Below are 15,025 nucleotides of genomic sequence, written 5' to 3'. Positions count from 1 at the left end.
AAAACCTGAAAATGGCCCCTACGTTATATTCTTTCAGACGCTGCCCCTATGCAATGCGTGCCAGGTTGGCAATTGCCAGTTCAGGTGTCCAAGTCGAATTGCGTGAAATTGTGCTTAGAGACAAACCCAAATCGTTTCTGGAAGCGTCGGCCAGTGGCACCGTTCCTTGTCTCTTAGAAGATGGCACTTCGATTGACGAGAGTTTGGACATTATGACATGGGCGCTGGCCAAAAGTGATCCGCAAGGCTGGCTCGACATGCCCAAAGAAGGATGGGATTTAATCTCGGAATGCGACATGGATTTCAAAAGCCACTTAGACAAAACGAAGTACGCAAGTCGATATCCCGACTCTGATGCCGCGTATCACCGGCAGCAAGCCATGCTATACTTGCGTAAACTGAACGCTCAAATAAATTCTTGGATATTCTCCACTCCTAGTATTGCTGATTTCGCAATTCTTCCGTTTGTTAGACAATTCGCATTGATAGACCGGCCTGAGTTTGATGCCTGCGACTTGGAAAACGTGAAAACATGGCTGGACAATTTCCTAGATTCGTCGGCCTTTCTGCAAATCATGACGAAATACGAGCGTTGGGAAGAGGAAACCCAAGGCATCGTCTTTTTAGCTCCATGACCATCGAATAAAGCCATATTTTTCTGCTCAAAATTGGAATTCCTTGGTTGTGCGAATAGAATTCGAATCTACGCCGTCCAAGTATGTGCGCGCCGAGCAGCCTGAAACCATGCATATCTTCAGGCCGCGTCCGGTATGTCCTGCGTCTTTCCGCATAACGCCACCTTGTACCAAGCACCAAACCAGCGGCGGTTGCGCCTCCTTAGCGCCCACGCTGCAACAGCTACTCAACCTCGGTTTATCACCTGTCGGAACGTGGCGTACGGTTCCCATAGGCGCGTTTGTATAGTGTACGCTTCGTTCAGAAATATCTGCTATACTCACTGAGCTCACACGAGGCATTCATGGAAGAGTTTTGTCAATGCAACCGACACATTTAAAAAGTGCCTGTTTCCACACGCCTCGTGATTTCTTGAGGTTTTTGCGATCTGGCGAAGCCGTTATCATCGTTTCGATGGCGGCACTGATCGGGGTCTTTCTTCTTGTATCAGCACGTATCTGGGCCGCGGAAGAAGACGCCTACGAGCGCGAGAAAGTGTCGGTCACCCGCGTGTTCGAAAGCTACCAGAAACGGTTGCTTTCAGGGCTAGAACGCTATGCAGCATCCAACGCAGCCTATCAAAACATAGACACAAAGTTCAATCCAGATTGGATCGAAAACCGCCTAACCAACGATTTTGCCTCTGTTTCTGAGTATAGCGCGACGTTTCTTGTCTCGCCCAATCAAGACGTTGTTTACAAGAAAGCTTTTGGTACCCAGGCCGCCGCCCTGGATGGTGTGTTGACGACCGAGGTTTTGCAGGCTCAACTTCGCGATATACGTAACAACTATCTGGAATTGCTCCCCAAGGTTACGCCAAATTCCAAAAGTTTCTCTAGCTATTTTGAAAAATTATCCCGAGTAGGCGTCATCCAAATTGGCGAAAACCACGGCGTTGTCTCGGCCTTTGCGATTGTTCCCGACCCCGGCGGCATTCCTGTCACACAGTCAGCCCCCTACATTCTTGTTACGGTGCACCTATTGGATGACGCTCATGTACTCCAAATCCTCAACAATCTGTCGCTCGAGGATCTGAGCATCGCGCGAAACATCCCTGTTGGCAAAAACGGCGTTTCCCTGGCCCCTAACCAACCACATATCAAGGCATTCTTGGTCTGGACCCCGATGAGCAAAGGCACGTCAATCCTGTTGCGATCAGCGCCAGTGGTCCTTGTCGCAATCGGAATGATTTTTTCGATTGCGCTGTTTTTCATTCGAAAAAGTACGCGGACCCGCCTAGAACTTTTGGAGGGCCGTCGTCAGTTAAATTCGGCTCTTGAAGCCGCAAAAATGAACGGCTTTTTGTTATCATCCCGACGTACGATTCAATGGCGCGATGACGTGCAATCCCTATTTGGTGCGCACAATAGAAATGATTTAGCGTCACTCGATCGTTTCTGTGAAAAAATTGTTCATCCCGATGATCGCGAGGCACTTTTGGGGGCGATCATTCACAGCCTCGAAAACCACACCCCCCTTGCTTTTGAATTTCGCGCAGTGCGCCCGAACGACGGCGAGGTGCTCGTGCTGCGTATGCACGCACAGGTGCTCGTTCAACCGGACAGGAAATCAATCTCCCTAGCGGGGGTCATTCAAGACATCTCCGAATACAAACTGCTGGCGGAAAAGTTGCGGCAATCGCAAAAGATGGAAGCCATTGGGAACCTAACAGGCGGAATAGCGCATGATTTCAACAACCTACTCGGAATTACGTTAGGCAATCTCGAGCTTTTGAAAGAAGACGCTCATACTACAACAAGTCATAAGTATGTGGATACAGCCATTGGGGCCACAAATCGTGCTGCTGACTTGACACAAAGCCTTTTGACTTTTGCGCGCAAGGCTCCACTTACACCCAAACCCCTTGACCTCAACGAAAGTGTTAGAGTGACACAGAGTTGGGCCACCCGAGTTCTGCCCGCGAATGTCGAGGTTGAGACCAGCCTTTTTGCAGATCTGTGGACCATCGATGCCGATCATTGCACGGTCGAAAATACTCTGTTGAACCTGATTTTAAACGCACGAGACGCAATGCAATGCGGTGGAAAACTAACGATAGAAACCGAAAATTTGTGGGTCGATCAAGCTTACTTGCAGTCACATTTTGAGGACCTTACCCCAGGCCGATACGTTATGCTCGCCGTAACCGATACCGGGTCTGGAATATCGAAAACCGATCAGGAGCGCATTTTTGAACCGTTTTTCACAACCAAGGAATTAGGCAAAGGGACGGGGCTCGGCTTGGCCTCTGTCCAAGGTTTTATGAAACAATCTGGAGGCATGGTCCAAGTCTATTCAGAGCTCGGGTATGGAACAACTTTCAAACTCTATTTTCCGGCCCGATCAAGCACCACAGAGGTTGAAGGTCCAAAGAAACGCATTTCGAAATCCATCAAAACCCGCGCACGTATTCTTGTCGCCGAAGATGAGCCTGAGTTACGTAAATTGAAAGTTCAGGCATTAGAAGCGGCCGGTCATGACGTCATTTCGGCCCATTCAGGTGATCATGCTTTGAAGCAATACGAGACTTCTGATCAAATTGACTTATTATTAACTGATATTGTGATGCCGGGGGATATTCAGGGGCCAAAACTTGCCGAAGTGTTGCGCGAGAAGCAACCAAATCTAAAAGTCGTATTTATGTCAGGATATCCTAACGGGGCGGCGCTTCACATGAATGAACTTCAGGCAGAAGATATTCGGCTTTCGAAACCCATAAAAAGGAACGACCTGTTAGCGGCAATTGAAAGTGCATTGTCCTGTTAAACTGAGTTCACAGGCCAGCCATTCATGACTTTTCAACACCTGATGGACGACAAAATCTACATCCCGCGCCACTGGGTTACTCGGCATGCTCTTTAGCCATGCGCTCAAGACAGGTTTTTTCACACTATCCCCTGGCGCACCCGTCCTATGTTTCGTCTTGGTGCTTGCCCCAGTGGTCTTTGTTGGATTGATCTCGTTTGCTCATCCGTCCCATTTAAACCTTTGAGCTCCCCCAAATTTCGGCCACTGCCACAAGCGACATTTGCCGTGAGCTTATCTTCAAGGCGAAGCGACGATAAGCGTACTGGCAGGTCGATCTACATCAGATACAGTCCGAATATTGGCGAGTAGCTCAGAAGTATACAGAATGCATGACGTCAGAACACAATGCCTTGTGCTGTTTCGCGGCGACAATTCATGAATGCACCGCATATGTAACGGCTTTCCCTCACAACACTTATCCCGCGTTCGGGAATACGAAGCCGTCACAAAGCGAATTCGTCGAATGCGAGTTTCCAGAATGTCTTGGCAAGAAAACGTTCGCGGGTATTTTCGGGCATCCCGACAGAAGGGTTTCGAAATGCACCGAAATCTCGATCAAATTACGTTTGAAATCGTAGGTTCCACAGCCGGAACACATGTCCAACTCCGCTTAAGTGAAGGGGCAAACCTTTCCACTGTTGAAGTCATGTGCGTTGCGCTACTTTTAGAGTAGCTTTGATGACACCCTAACGTTTTCTTTGCGGACATCGGCGCAACCGCAGCGAAAAATCATAGGGTCAGCAAAACCGACATCCACACCTTTTCCTCAGTCTGAAAACGGTTCTACATCAAAGGTGCTGTAACCGATTTACGCCCCTGTAAACCAGGTAAAAAGGCGGGGATTAACCCGCCTTTCTATTGCTGTATAGACAGTTATTTCTTGCGCTTTTTCGGTGGCATCAAATCAGTGATTGTACCTTCGAACATTTCGGCCGCAAAGTTCACCGTTTCCGACAGTGTTGGGTGCGGGTGGATGGTGTGACCAAGGTCAACCGCATCCGCGCCCATTTCAATCGCCAACGCCGTTTCCGAGATCAGATCACCGGCATTGGTGCCCACGATGCAGGCCCCGATGATGCGATCATCGCTTGGATCAAACAGCAGCTTGGTCATGCCTTCGCTACGGCCATTGGACAGGGATTTGCCCGACGCGGCCCATGGGAACACGCCTTTTTCGTAAGCAATCCCCTTGGCCTTGGCCTCGGTCTCTGTGACGCCACACCAAGCGACCTCAGGGTCGGTATAGGCGACCGATGGGATCAGTTTGGCATCAAAATGACGCTTATGACCGGCGCAAACTTCAGCAGCAACTTTGCCTTCATGAACGGCTTTATGGGCTAGCATCGGCTGACCAACCACATCACCAATCGCAAAGATATGCGGCTGGCCGGTGCGCTGTTGGCTATCGACGGCGATAAAGCCGCGATCATCCACCGCCACACCCGCCTGATCGGCAGCGATCAGTTTGCCATTGGGCTTGCGGCCCACGGCAACCAGAACCTTGTCAAAGGTGTCGGAAAACTGCTCGCCTTTGTCATCCTCAAAGGTGACCTTCATACCGGCGTCAAGCGCCTCAACGGCGACAACTTTGGTCTTGAGGAAGATGTTTTCGTAGCGGCCTTTGATGCGGGTCATCAGCGGTTTGACAATGTCTTTGTCCGCGCCGGGGATGATCTGATCCATCAGCTCAACCACAGTGATTTTCGCGCCCAAAGCATCGTACACACAGGCCATTTCTAGGCCAATGATACCACCACCCAGAACAAGCATCCGCTCTGGAACGTCCTTGAGTTCCAAGGCGCCGGTGCTGTCGATCACCCGGTCGTCTTCGGGGATAAACGGCAAGGCAACTGGCTCGGAACCGGCGGCAATGATACATTGATCAAAGGACACGGTTGTTGTGCCATCAGACCCAGTGACCGAAATCATGTTCGGGCCGGTGAAAGCTCCGAAACCACGCACCGTCTGAACCTTGCGGCCTTTGGCCAACCCGTCCAACCCGCCGGTCAACTTGCCAACAACGCTGTCTTTGAACGCGCGTAGCTCGTCCAAGTTCACCTCAGGCTTGCCAAAACTCACGCCATGCGACGACATTTCTTCGGCCTCGGTGATCACCTTGGCCACATGCAAAAGTGCCTTGGAGGGGATGCAACCCACGTTGAGGCAGACGCCGCCAAGACGGTCATCCTTCTCGATCAGCACAACCTTTTTACCAAGGTCCGCCGCGCGGAACGCTGCCGTGTAACCGCCCGGGCCAGAGCCCAGAACGACAACCTCGGCATGCACATCACCGGTGCCGGTGGCGGTGCCCGTCGCGGCAACGCTTGTCGGCGCAGCGGGGGCAGGTGCAGCTTCGGCCTTGGGGGCCTCGGCAGCACCTGCGCCTTCGAGAACCAAGATCAAAGACCCTTCGGAGACATTGTCCCCTTCGGCAACCTTGATCTCCTTGACCACACCCGCGGCGGGGGATGGCACTTCCATTGTGGCTTTGTCGGATTCCAGCTCGATCAGCGGGTCTTCCTCGGCGACGGTGTCACCCACCGAAACCAAGATTGCCACCACGGGAACCGCATCGAAATCACCAATATCTGGTACTGTAACGTCCATGGTTCTTCCCCTTACCACATCAACTTGCGCATATCGCCGAGCAGCGTCTTGAGCGTCACGCAGAAGCGCGCGGCCAAGGCACCATCGACGGCACGGTGGTCATAAGACAGCGAAAGTGGCTGCATCAGGCGTGGGATGAACTCTTCACCATTCCAAACAGGTGCCATTTTGGAGCGGGTCAGACCAAGGATTGCGACCTCGGGTGCGTTCACAATTGGGGTGAACGAGGTGCCGCCAATGCCGCCCAGAGATGAGATCGTGAAGGTCGCGCCCTGCATGTCCTTGGACTTGAGGTTGCCCTCACGCGCCGCTTTGGACAGGCTCATAAGCTCTTGTGAAATCTCAACAAGACCTTTGCGATCCGCATCTTTGATCACCGGAACCATCAAACCGTTTGGCGTGTCCGCCGCAAATCCGATGTTGTAGAAATCCTTTTTGATCAGCTTGTCACCATCCGGGTGGATCGAGCTGTTGAATTCCCAATGTTCCTTGAGCGCCGAGACCGAGGCCTTAACCACAAAAGACAGCAGGGTCACGCGATAGCCGTTCTCTTTGGCGTGCGTGTCCATTTCCTTGCGGTATTTATCAAGGTCGGTGATGTCCGCTTCGTCATTATGCGTGACATGCGGAATGTTGAGCCAGCTGCGGTGCAGAGCCGGGCCAGAGATCTTTTTGATCCGCGGCATTTCCACATCTTCAGTTGGACCGAATTTGGAGAAATCGACAACCGGGATTGGTGGGATGCCCATTCCGCCTTGCGCAGCGGCGGAGGCCACTGGCGACACGCTGGATTTCAACGCTTTTTCGATGTCTTCGCGCAGGATACGACCCTTGCGGCCCGAACCGTTGACCTTGTTAAGGTCAACCTCAACCCGGCGGGCAAAGGCCCGAACCGATGGCGAAGCATGCACTTTGGAGAACCCCGCATCCGTGACCGGCGCGGCAGCCACCGGAGCAGGCGCAGCAGCAGCCGGTGCGGCAGGAGCAGGCGCGGCCTTGGGGGCCTCCGCAGGGGCCGCAGCGGCACCCGACCCTTCAAGGATCAGTACCAAAGCGCCTTCACCAACCTCGTCACCTTCGGCAACCTTGATCTCTTTGACAACACCGGCGGCAGGCGATGGCACTTCCATCGTTGCCTTGTCAGATTCGAGTTCAATAATCGGGTCTTCTTCGGCGATGGTATCACCGACGCTGACCAATACGGCCACAACGGGAACCGCGTCGAAATCACCGATATCGGGAACTTTTACTTCAATAGTCATAGTTTATTCCTCCTATCCGCAATCACACAAGACGCGGGTTCGGCTTTGCGCCGTCAATGTCGTATTTTGCCAAAGCTGCTTTCAGGTCTTTCTCGCTCACCACGCCATCGCGGAAGAGATCGACCATAGCCGCCGCTGCGATGTGGTTTGCATCCACCTCAAAGAACCGGCGCAGGTTCACGCGGCTATCTGAGCGGCCAAAACCGTCGGTGCCCAAAACCGTGTAGCGACCCGGCACACAGGCACGGATTTGCTCGGCGTAGTTCTTCATATAGTCGGTGGCCGCGATGATCGGCCCTTTGGCATTGGCGAACTGCTGCGCCACAAAGGACGTTTTCGGCTCTGCCAGCGGGTTCAGACGGTTGTGGCGGGCCACATCCTGGCAATCACGCGCCAATTCGTTCAGCGAGGTCGCCGACCAAATATCCGAGGTCACGCCAAAGTCTTCTTTGAGCATTTCAGCCGCTTTGATCGCCTGAACAAGGATCGTGCCCGAGCCCATCAGGTTCACATGCTTTTTCGCCGGTTTGGCGGTTTTGGACATGCGATAAAGGCCTTTGATGATGCCCTCTTCGGCACCCATCGGCATTTCAGGATGGCTGTAGTTTTCGTTCATCAGGGTTAGATAGAAAAACACGTCTTCTTGATCCTGATACATCCGTTTCATGCCGTGCTGAACGATCACCGCAACCTCATAGCTAAAGGTTGGGTCATAGCTGATGCAGTTTGGAACGGTGCCCGCAAGGATGTGGGAATGGCCATCTTCGTGCTGCAAGCCTTCGCCGTTCAACGTTGTCCGACCAGCGGTGCCACCAAGCATAAAGCCGCGTGCGCGGCTATCGCCCGCCGCCCAAGCCAGATCACCGATCCGTTGGAAGCCAAACATCGAGTAATAGATGAAGAACGGGATCATCGGCACACCGTGGTTGGAATAAGACGTCGCCGCCGCAATCCAATCGGCCATAGCCCCGGCTTCGTTGATGCCTTCCTGAAGAACCTGACCGGTTTCAGATTCCTTGTAGAACATCATCTGGTCACGGTCTTCGGGTGTGTATTGCTGACCCTTGGGGTTATAAATCCCGACCGAGCGGAACAACCCTTCCATGCCAAAGGTACGGCTTTCGTCAGGTACAATTGGCACGATGTTTTTGCCGACTTTCTTGTCACGCAACAGCGTCGTCAAGATACGCACAAAGGCCATCGTGGTCGAAATTTCGCGATCACCCGTGCTTTCCAGCTGGGCTTTGAACTTATCCAACTCAGGGATTTCAAGCGCAGGTGCACCAGTAAAGCGTTTGGGGAATTCCCCGCCCAAATCTTTGCGACGATCCGCAAGATAGGCCTTTTGCGCGTTATTCAACGTGACAAACGGCACTTTGCCTTTCAGGTCTTCATCGCTGACCGGAATGTTGAAACGGTCGCGCATGGCCTTGAGCTGATCTTCCGCCATTTTCTTTTGCTGATGGGTGCTGTTTTGCCCCTCACCGGCGGTGCCCATGCCGTAACCTTTGACGGTTTTGGCAAGAATGACAGTCGGCTGATCCTTGGCTTCGCTCGCGCGTTTGAAGGCATTGTAAACCTTCTTCGGCTCGTGACCGCCACGGCGCAGCGCCCAGATTTGATCATCAGTCCAGTCTTTGACCAGTTCAGCCGTCTCTGGGTATTTGCCAAAGAAATGCTCGCGGATATACGCGCCATCTTTGGATTTGAAGGTCTGGTAATCGCCGTCAACGGTCTCTTCCATCAACTGACGCAACTTGCCGCTGGTGTCATTTTCCAGCAGTTCGTCCCAACCTTTGCCCCAAAGCAGTTTGATCACATCCCAGCCAGAGCCGCGGAAATTGCCTTCGAGCTCTTGCACGATTTTGGAGTTGCCGCGCACCGGTCCATCTAGGCGCTGCAAGTTGCAGTTCACAACAAAGATCAGGTTATCGAGACCTTCGCGCGCTGCCAAATGGATCGCGCCAATCGATTCCGGCTCGTCCATTTCGCCGTCACCAAGGAAACACCACACCTTGCGGTCTGCCATGTCGATCTGACCACGGTTGTGCATGTATTTCATGAACCGCGCTTGATAGATCGCCATCAACGGGCCAAGCCCCATCGAGACTGTTGGGAACTGCCAATAATCCGGCATCAACCAAGGGTGCGGGTAAGAGGACAAGCCGCCACCCGAAACTTCGGAACGGAAGTTTTCAAGCTGCTCTTCGCTCAACCGGCCTTCCATAAAGGACCGCGCATAAATACCGGGGATCACGTGGCCTTGGAAAAACACCAAGTCGCCGCCGTGAATCGCGCTTTTGGCACGCCAGAAATGGTTCAAACCAACATCATAAAACGCAGCGGAAGACGCAAATGACGCAATATGCCCGCCGTATTCGCTGCTCTCTTTGTTGCGGCGCACGACGGTTGCCATCGCGTTCCAACGGTTAATGGTGCGGATGCGCCATTCCATATCGGTGTCGCCGGGCATCTCAACTTCGTCATCTGTCGAAATGGTGTTTTGGTAGGGCGTCGTCGCCGAAAATGGCAGTTTCGCCCCGGCCGCGCGGGCCTGCTGTACAGCTTTATCCAACAGGAAATGGGCACGGTCTGCGCCGTCACGCTGGATGACGTCTTCGACCGCCTCCTGCCATTCCTGGGATTCGACCGGATCAATGTCTTGGGAATGATCTGTCATATGTCCTCTCCCTTAATTGCGCCACTGGCGCGTCTAATTGGTTTAGCATTAAACCAATTGGCGTTTTAACGCGGTATAAGCGAGGTTACCCAAAGCGAGCACCTTCTGCAATCGCGTTGGGATTGTGATGTAACAGGTCACAGGACGTTACGGCAGATAGGTGACTGCATAGCATTCATGCATGACGTGCATGGCTAATAGTTTAACGTTAAACTTTAGGCTATTACCAGCTCACGGCTTGTCGGTCAGGGCGACCACATTTGAAGGCTCATCTTTTGCCAACTCTTCAAAATCGAAATTATCCAATCGACGCGCACGTTTACCGGCCTTGTCAGAGCTAATCTTGATGTCTTCGATATCCTTAGCCGCCTGGCCAAAGTGGCGATCAAGGTTACCAACGCGCGTCCCAAGACGATCAACATCTTGCGACAACAGGCTCAATTCCTTACGGATTGCTCCTGCTTGCTCACGCATCCGAGCATCCTTGAGAATCGCGCGCATTGTATTCAATGTCGCCATACAAGTGGTCGGGGATACAATCCAAACGCGTGCTGCGAATCCTTCCCGAACCAAATCAGGAAAGTTTGCATGCAGTTCCGCATAAACGGCTTCGGACGGCAGGAACAACAAAGCACCATCCGCCGTTTCGCCATCAAGGATGTATTTCTCGGAAATATCTTTGATGTGTTTTCGGACCGACGTTTTCAACATGCGCGCCGCTTCGACCACCTGACTGTCCGTCGACGCATTGCGCAATGCCTCATAGCCCTCAAGCGGGAATTTCGCATCAACCACGATTGGTCCGGGCGGGTTGGGCAAATGGATCAGGCAATCCGCTCGCTTCCCGTTCGACAGTGTTGCTTGCAACGTGTAGCTGTCCTTAGGCAGCGCCTTGGACACAATATCGGTGAGCTGGATTTCACCAAAGGCACCGCGCGTTTGCTTGTTCGACAAAATGTCTTGAAGCGTCAAAACATCTCCCGACAATTTCGTAATGTTTTCCTGTGCCTTATCAATCGTTTGCAACCGTTCTTGTAGGGCCGTTAACGACGTTGCTGTGGTCTTGGCGCTCCCGGTTAAAGCAACACCCATTTTCTCTTGCATTTCGGTCAGGGAACGCGCCGTTTTCATCTGAAGGTCGGCCATATTCTCCTGCAAGCGCACCTGATTTTGTCCAAGCGTTTCGGACAATTTCAACTGCTGCGCTGCCATATTGTCCGACAATGATTGCTGCATATGAGCAAGGTTTTCGCCGGTATTGCGCTGTACTTTGGACAGATCTTCATGCAGGCGCAATTGGACTTCACCCAACCGCTGTTCCATCAAAACCGTGACCTGAGTCGCTGCTTGCGTTTGCTGATGTGCAACCGAATGCAGACTCCCTTCCAGCTGACCCTGCCCATTGGCCAAGTGCTCAACCCGGCTCGACATATCAGTTAACGCATGTGCCAAAGCTTCCGTGGTTTGCGCCGTTTGCCCGGCCCGTCGCACACTGGAAATCAGCAAAAACAGCATCAACAACAGGACACATCCAGCAATCAAAACCATCACCACCATTGGGTCTTGCAGGGAATACGCCTGCCCGCCGAACTCGATCATGTGCGTCCAAACAACCTTTCGATATCGCTGAGCTTCAGCTCAACATAAGTCGGGCGCCCGTGATTGCATTGGCCCGAATGCGGGGTTGCCTCCATTTCGCGCAAGAGCGCATTCATCTCTTCAGCGCGCATTCTGCGCCCCGATCTAATCGAGCCGTGACAGGCAACCCGGCTTAAAATGGCTTCGATTTTTTCCAAAACCAACTGACTTTGTCCAAGGTCAGACAGCTCATCCAGAATGTCGTGGATCAACGCTTTTGCGTTAACCTCTCCTAGGATCGCAGGGGTTTCACGAACCGCAATCGCGTCACCGCCAAAGGACTCGATGGTCAGACCCATTTTGGTCAAATCCCCCGCAACAGACAACAACCGCGCGGCATCATCAGGCGACATTTCGACCACTTCAGGAATCAAAAGCGCCTGCGCGGCAACACCCGTTTCGGCCATTTGATGCTTGAGCTTTTCATAAACGAGCCGTTCGTGAGCCGCATGTTGATCAACAATTACAATGCCATCGTCGGTTTGCGCGATGATGTAGTTTTCATGAACTTGCCCACGCGCAGCCCCTAAGGGGAGCGCTTCGTCTTGGGCCTCGGGCGCTTCAGCTTCTAGGGGTTGCGGCTCAACAACGCGGCCCGAATACCCAGCAGCCAAATCCGAAAATCCCGGTGCTTGGGCTTGATAGGATGCCATACGCGCGCCCGGAGACGGGCGATCCATTTGGTAAACACGCGGCTGCAACTGTTCGGGCTGCATAGCCCCCAGCGTTGCCCCCGCGACCGTGGTCGACGCGCGGTGGCCAGCCTCGGCCAATGCATGGCGCAGCGACGAAACGATCAATCCACGCACAACACCGGGATCGCGAAAACGGACCTCAGATTTTGCCGGGTGAACGTTCACGTCTACCTTGTGCGGATCACAATCAACGAACAAGGCAACAGCCGGGTGACGTTCGCGCGACAGAAAATCCTGATAGGCCCCGCGCAGCGCCCCGATGAGCATTTTGTCACGAACCGGGCGTCCGTTTACAAACAAATGTTGCGCAACTGCGGTTCCACGTGAATAGGTCGGCAACGCCGCATACCCAGTAAGGCGAAACCCCTCGCGCTCGGCATCTATTGCCAACGCGTTTTCCGTAAATTCGCCGCCCATCACGCGGCCCAGGCGGCCCCGCATTGCATCAAACAGATCACCTATTTCGGGTTCAACCCGAAAAGTCACCCGATCTTTTCCGCCAGACACATCGCGCAAGGTGAATCCGACGGACGGCTCTGCCATCGACAATCTCTTGATCACGTCGCTGATCGCCATCATTTCTGACCGATCACTTCGCAGGAACTTGAGCCGCGCCGGTGTCGCAAAAAACAAATCCCGCAACGTAACAACGGTGCCACCATTCAACGCGCACGGTTTGACAGACGACATTTCTCCGCCATCAACGCTCAACTCAACGGCTTCAAAACCTTTGGCGCGGCTTTGGATGGTCAGACGGCCGACCGCTCCAAGGCTTGGTAGCGCTTCACCACGAAACCCAAACGAATGGATGTTAAGCAAATCTGATCCATCAATCTTGGATGTCGCGTGACGCGAGAGGGCCAAAGGAAGCTCATCCCCGGACATGCCGCAGCCATCGTCGCTGATGCGGATCAGGGTTTTGCCGCCATCCGCGATCTCAATCTCAATGCGGCGCGCGCCCGCATCAATGGCATTTTCAACCAGCTCTTTCACAGCGGATGCCGGACGTTCAACAACCTCTCCCGCTGCGATCCGGTTAATTGCGGAATCGTCGAGTTGGCGGATAACAGGGCGCATATTGGGGGCTTGGGTATTCATGCCACAAAACTTAGCAGACGCGTGGCGATTCTGGAACGCATAAAGAACAAACCACGCACGAGAGCATATGCGGGCCTTTGGGCAATAATTGTCCCAAAGTCGCATATCCGCCGCAAGATTATTTCCTTAACACTTGCCAGAGTAAGATGTGTAACGAGCGAACAACAATCAGGAGCAGAAAATGCCGGTATCTTTGATCACCTACGAAGCCATTTCGAACATCTATGGTGCCGCTTTTGCAAAAACCTGGTTCCGCCCTTTTTCGCCAAGTCGTAAAGCTTAACGGCTGTTGGCGGCCGCGTACCAGTCGCGGATCAGAGCACGTTCATCGTCCTCCATCCATGACAAATTCGCGGGTGGCATCGCCCGGCTGAGGCCAGCGTGCATGTAAATCGCACGCGCATTATTTGCGATATGTGCTTCGGTGTCCAATCGGACCCCCTTAGGAGCCCAATGCAGCCCATCCCAATTCGGCTCTTCGGCATGGCACATTGAGCACCGCCCCATAACTATATCTTGAACCTGCTCAAACCCTTCGGCCTGAGCAAACCGCAACGCTGGACCTGAGGCTTCATCTGAAGTCTCGCGCCACAGCGGAGCCGTCGACAGCGCCATTACCAGAATGAACAAGATCACTGTCGCGGCCCATGTCCACCATGGCATGCCTTTGCGCGCGTGCATCGAGTTAAAGAAATGCCGGATTGTAACGCCCATGAGGAAGACGAGACAGGCGATCAACCATGTGTATTCTGTGCCGAAAGACAGCGGGTAATGGTTGGACAGCATCATGAAAATAACGGGCAAGGTCAAATAGTTGTTATGCGTTGATCGCTGTTTTGCAATCTTGCCGTATTTTGGGTCAGGCGTGCGACCAGCAATCAAATCAGCAACAACGATCTTTTGGTTCGGGATAATGATCATAAAGACGTTTGCGCTCATCACTGTGGCGGTAAACGCGCCAAGGTGCAGCAAAGCGGCGCGGCCTGAAAACACGTTGGTGTAGAAGATCGCCATAGCCACCAAAACCAGGTAGAGCGCCACCATCAAAGCCGTTTGGTTGGCGTTCACGAACAGGTTGCACAGCCCGTTGTAAACAAGCCAACCAAATGCCAGCGACGCCACCGAAATCGCAATCGCCTGCCATGCCGAAAGCTCCATAATCGCGGGGTCAATCAGGTAGAACTCGGCTCCCAAGTAGTAAACCAAGGCCAGCAACGCGAAGCCCGAAAGCCAGGTGACGTAGCTCTCCCATTTGAACCAAACAAGATCGGCAGGCATCTGATCCGGGGCCACGAGGTACTTTTGAATGTGGTAAAATCCGCCCCCATGAACTTGCCATTCCTCGCCATCTGCGCCCGTGGCCAAATTGCGGTCGCGGTGTAGCCCCAGGTCCAAGGCTATGAAGTAAAAAGAAGATCCTATCCAAGCAATCGCTGTGATCACATGTAGCCAGCGCACAGCGAACTCTGCCCAGGCACCCATTGCGGCCAAATCATACATCGCGGTTCTCCCTTTTGAACCCTCAGGCTATACGCAAAGGCATTTCAAGTTTACCCATATAA

The 15,025-nt window shown here is 53.1% G+C and carries 8 protein-coding genes; 2 read left to right on the top strand and 6 right to left on the bottom strand.

Features of this window, described 5'->3' with window-relative positions:
- Positions 1-11: 11 nt before the first annotated feature.
- Together ACRBB0_RS00280 and ACRBB0_RS00275 are read left to right on the top strand one after the other, a co-directional pair.
- Positions 12-635 (top strand): glutathione S-transferase, encoded by a 624-nt coding sequence (locus ACRBB0_RS00280; RefSeq protein WP_431372380.1) that lies wholly within the window; start codon positions 12-14, stop codon positions 633-635.
- 361 nt (positions 636-996) lie between these two features.
- Positions 997-3,441 carry an ATP-binding protein gene (locus ACRBB0_RS00275; protein WP_431372379.1) on the top strand — a complete coding sequence of 815 codons (2,445 nt, stop codon included), beginning with the start codon at positions 997-999 and terminating at the stop codon, positions 3,439-3,441.
- A gap of 915 nt (positions 3,442-4,356) precedes the next feature.
- Here the strand turns inward: ACRBB0_RS00275 and lpdA are convergent.
- The 6 genes from lpdA to ACRBB0_RS00245 all read right to left on the bottom strand — a co-directional run bounded on the left by lpdA (position 4,357) and on the right by ACRBB0_RS00245 (position 14,963).
- Positions 4,357-6,090, bottom strand: a complete 1,734-nt coding sequence (gene lpdA / locus ACRBB0_RS00270) for a dihydrolipoyl dehydrogenase (protein WP_431372378.1) — start codon at positions 6,088-6,090, stop codon at positions 4,357-4,359.
- An 11-nt stretch (positions 6,091-6,101) separates the two neighbouring features.
- Complete coding sequence (aceF, locus tag ACRBB0_RS00265) at positions 6,102-7,352, bottom strand: dihydrolipoyllysine-residue acetyltransferase (protein WP_431372377.1); 1,251 nt, start codon at positions 7,350-7,352, stop codon at positions 6,102-6,104.
- Positions 7,353-7,374: 22 nt separating this feature from the next.
- Entirely contained in the window at positions 7,375-10,032 is a 2,658-nt protein-coding gene (gene aceE / locus ACRBB0_RS00260; RefSeq protein WP_431372376.1) for a pyruvate dehydrogenase (acetyl-transferring), homodimeric type, read from the bottom strand.
- A gap of 231 nt (positions 10,033-10,263) precedes the next feature.
- A complete protein-coding gene (rmuC, locus tag ACRBB0_RS00255; protein WP_431372375.1) occupies positions 10,264-11,631 on the bottom strand; it encodes a DNA recombination protein RmuC in 1,368 nt (455 codons plus the stop codon).
- On the bottom strand, positions 11,628-13,463 hold the full coding sequence (gene mutL / locus ACRBB0_RS00250; protein WP_431372374.1) for a DNA mismatch repair endonuclease MutL: 1,836 nt from the start codon (positions 13,461-13,463) through the stop codon (positions 11,628-11,630). The genes rmuC and mutL overlap by 4 nt, the downstream gene beginning before the upstream one ends.
- Positions 13,464-13,742: 279 nt before the next feature.
- Positions 13,743-14,963 carry a urate hydroxylase PuuD gene (locus ACRBB0_RS00245; RefSeq protein WP_431372373.1) on the bottom strand — a complete coding sequence of 407 codons (1,221 nt, stop codon included), beginning with the start codon at positions 14,961-14,963 and terminating at the stop codon, positions 13,743-13,745.
- Positions 14,964-15,025 lie beyond the last annotated feature (62 nt).

Source organism: Pelagimonas sp. (assembly GCF_050633425.1).
Classification (GTDB): Bacteria; Pseudomonadota; Alphaproteobacteria; order Rhodobacterales; family Rhodobacteraceae; genus Pelagimonas.
The sequence above is the reverse complement of the archived record's forward strand: the minus strand, read 5'-3'. Positions and strand labels throughout refer to the sequence as shown.

What these genes read in the sequence shown, in the direction of transcription:
- aceE (WP_431372376.1), bottom strand. Translation starts at nt 10,032, where the DNA reads ATGACAGATCATTCCCAAGACATTGATCCGGTCGAATCCCAGGAATGG.
- lpdA (WP_431372378.1), bottom strand. Translation starts at nt 6,090, where the DNA reads ATGGACGTTACAGTACCAGATATTGGTGATTTCGATGCGGTTCCCGTG.
- ACRBB0_RS00245 (WP_431372373.1), bottom strand. Translation starts at nt 14,963, where the DNA reads ATGTATGATTTGGCCGCAATGGGTGCCTGGGCAGAGTTCGCTGTGCGC.
- rmuC (WP_431372375.1), bottom strand. Translation starts at nt 11,631, where the DNA reads ATGATCGAGTTCGGCGGGCAGGCGTATTCCCTGCAAGACCCAATGGTG.
- ACRBB0_RS00280 (WP_431372380.1), top strand. Translation starts at nt 12, where the DNA reads ATGGCCCCTACGTTATATTCTTTCAGACGCTGCCCCTATGCAATGCGT.
- aceF (WP_431372377.1), bottom strand. Translation starts at nt 7,352, where the DNA reads ATGACTATTGAAGTAAAAGTTCCCGATATCGGTGATTTCGACGCGGTT.
- mutL (WP_431372374.1), bottom strand. Translation starts at nt 13,463, where the DNA reads ATGAATACCCAAGCCCCCAATATGCGCCCTGTTATCCGCCAACTCGAC.
- ACRBB0_RS00275 (WP_431372379.1), top strand. Translation starts at nt 997, where the DNA reads ATGCAACCGACACATTTAAAAAGTGCCTGTTTCCACACGCCTCGTGAT.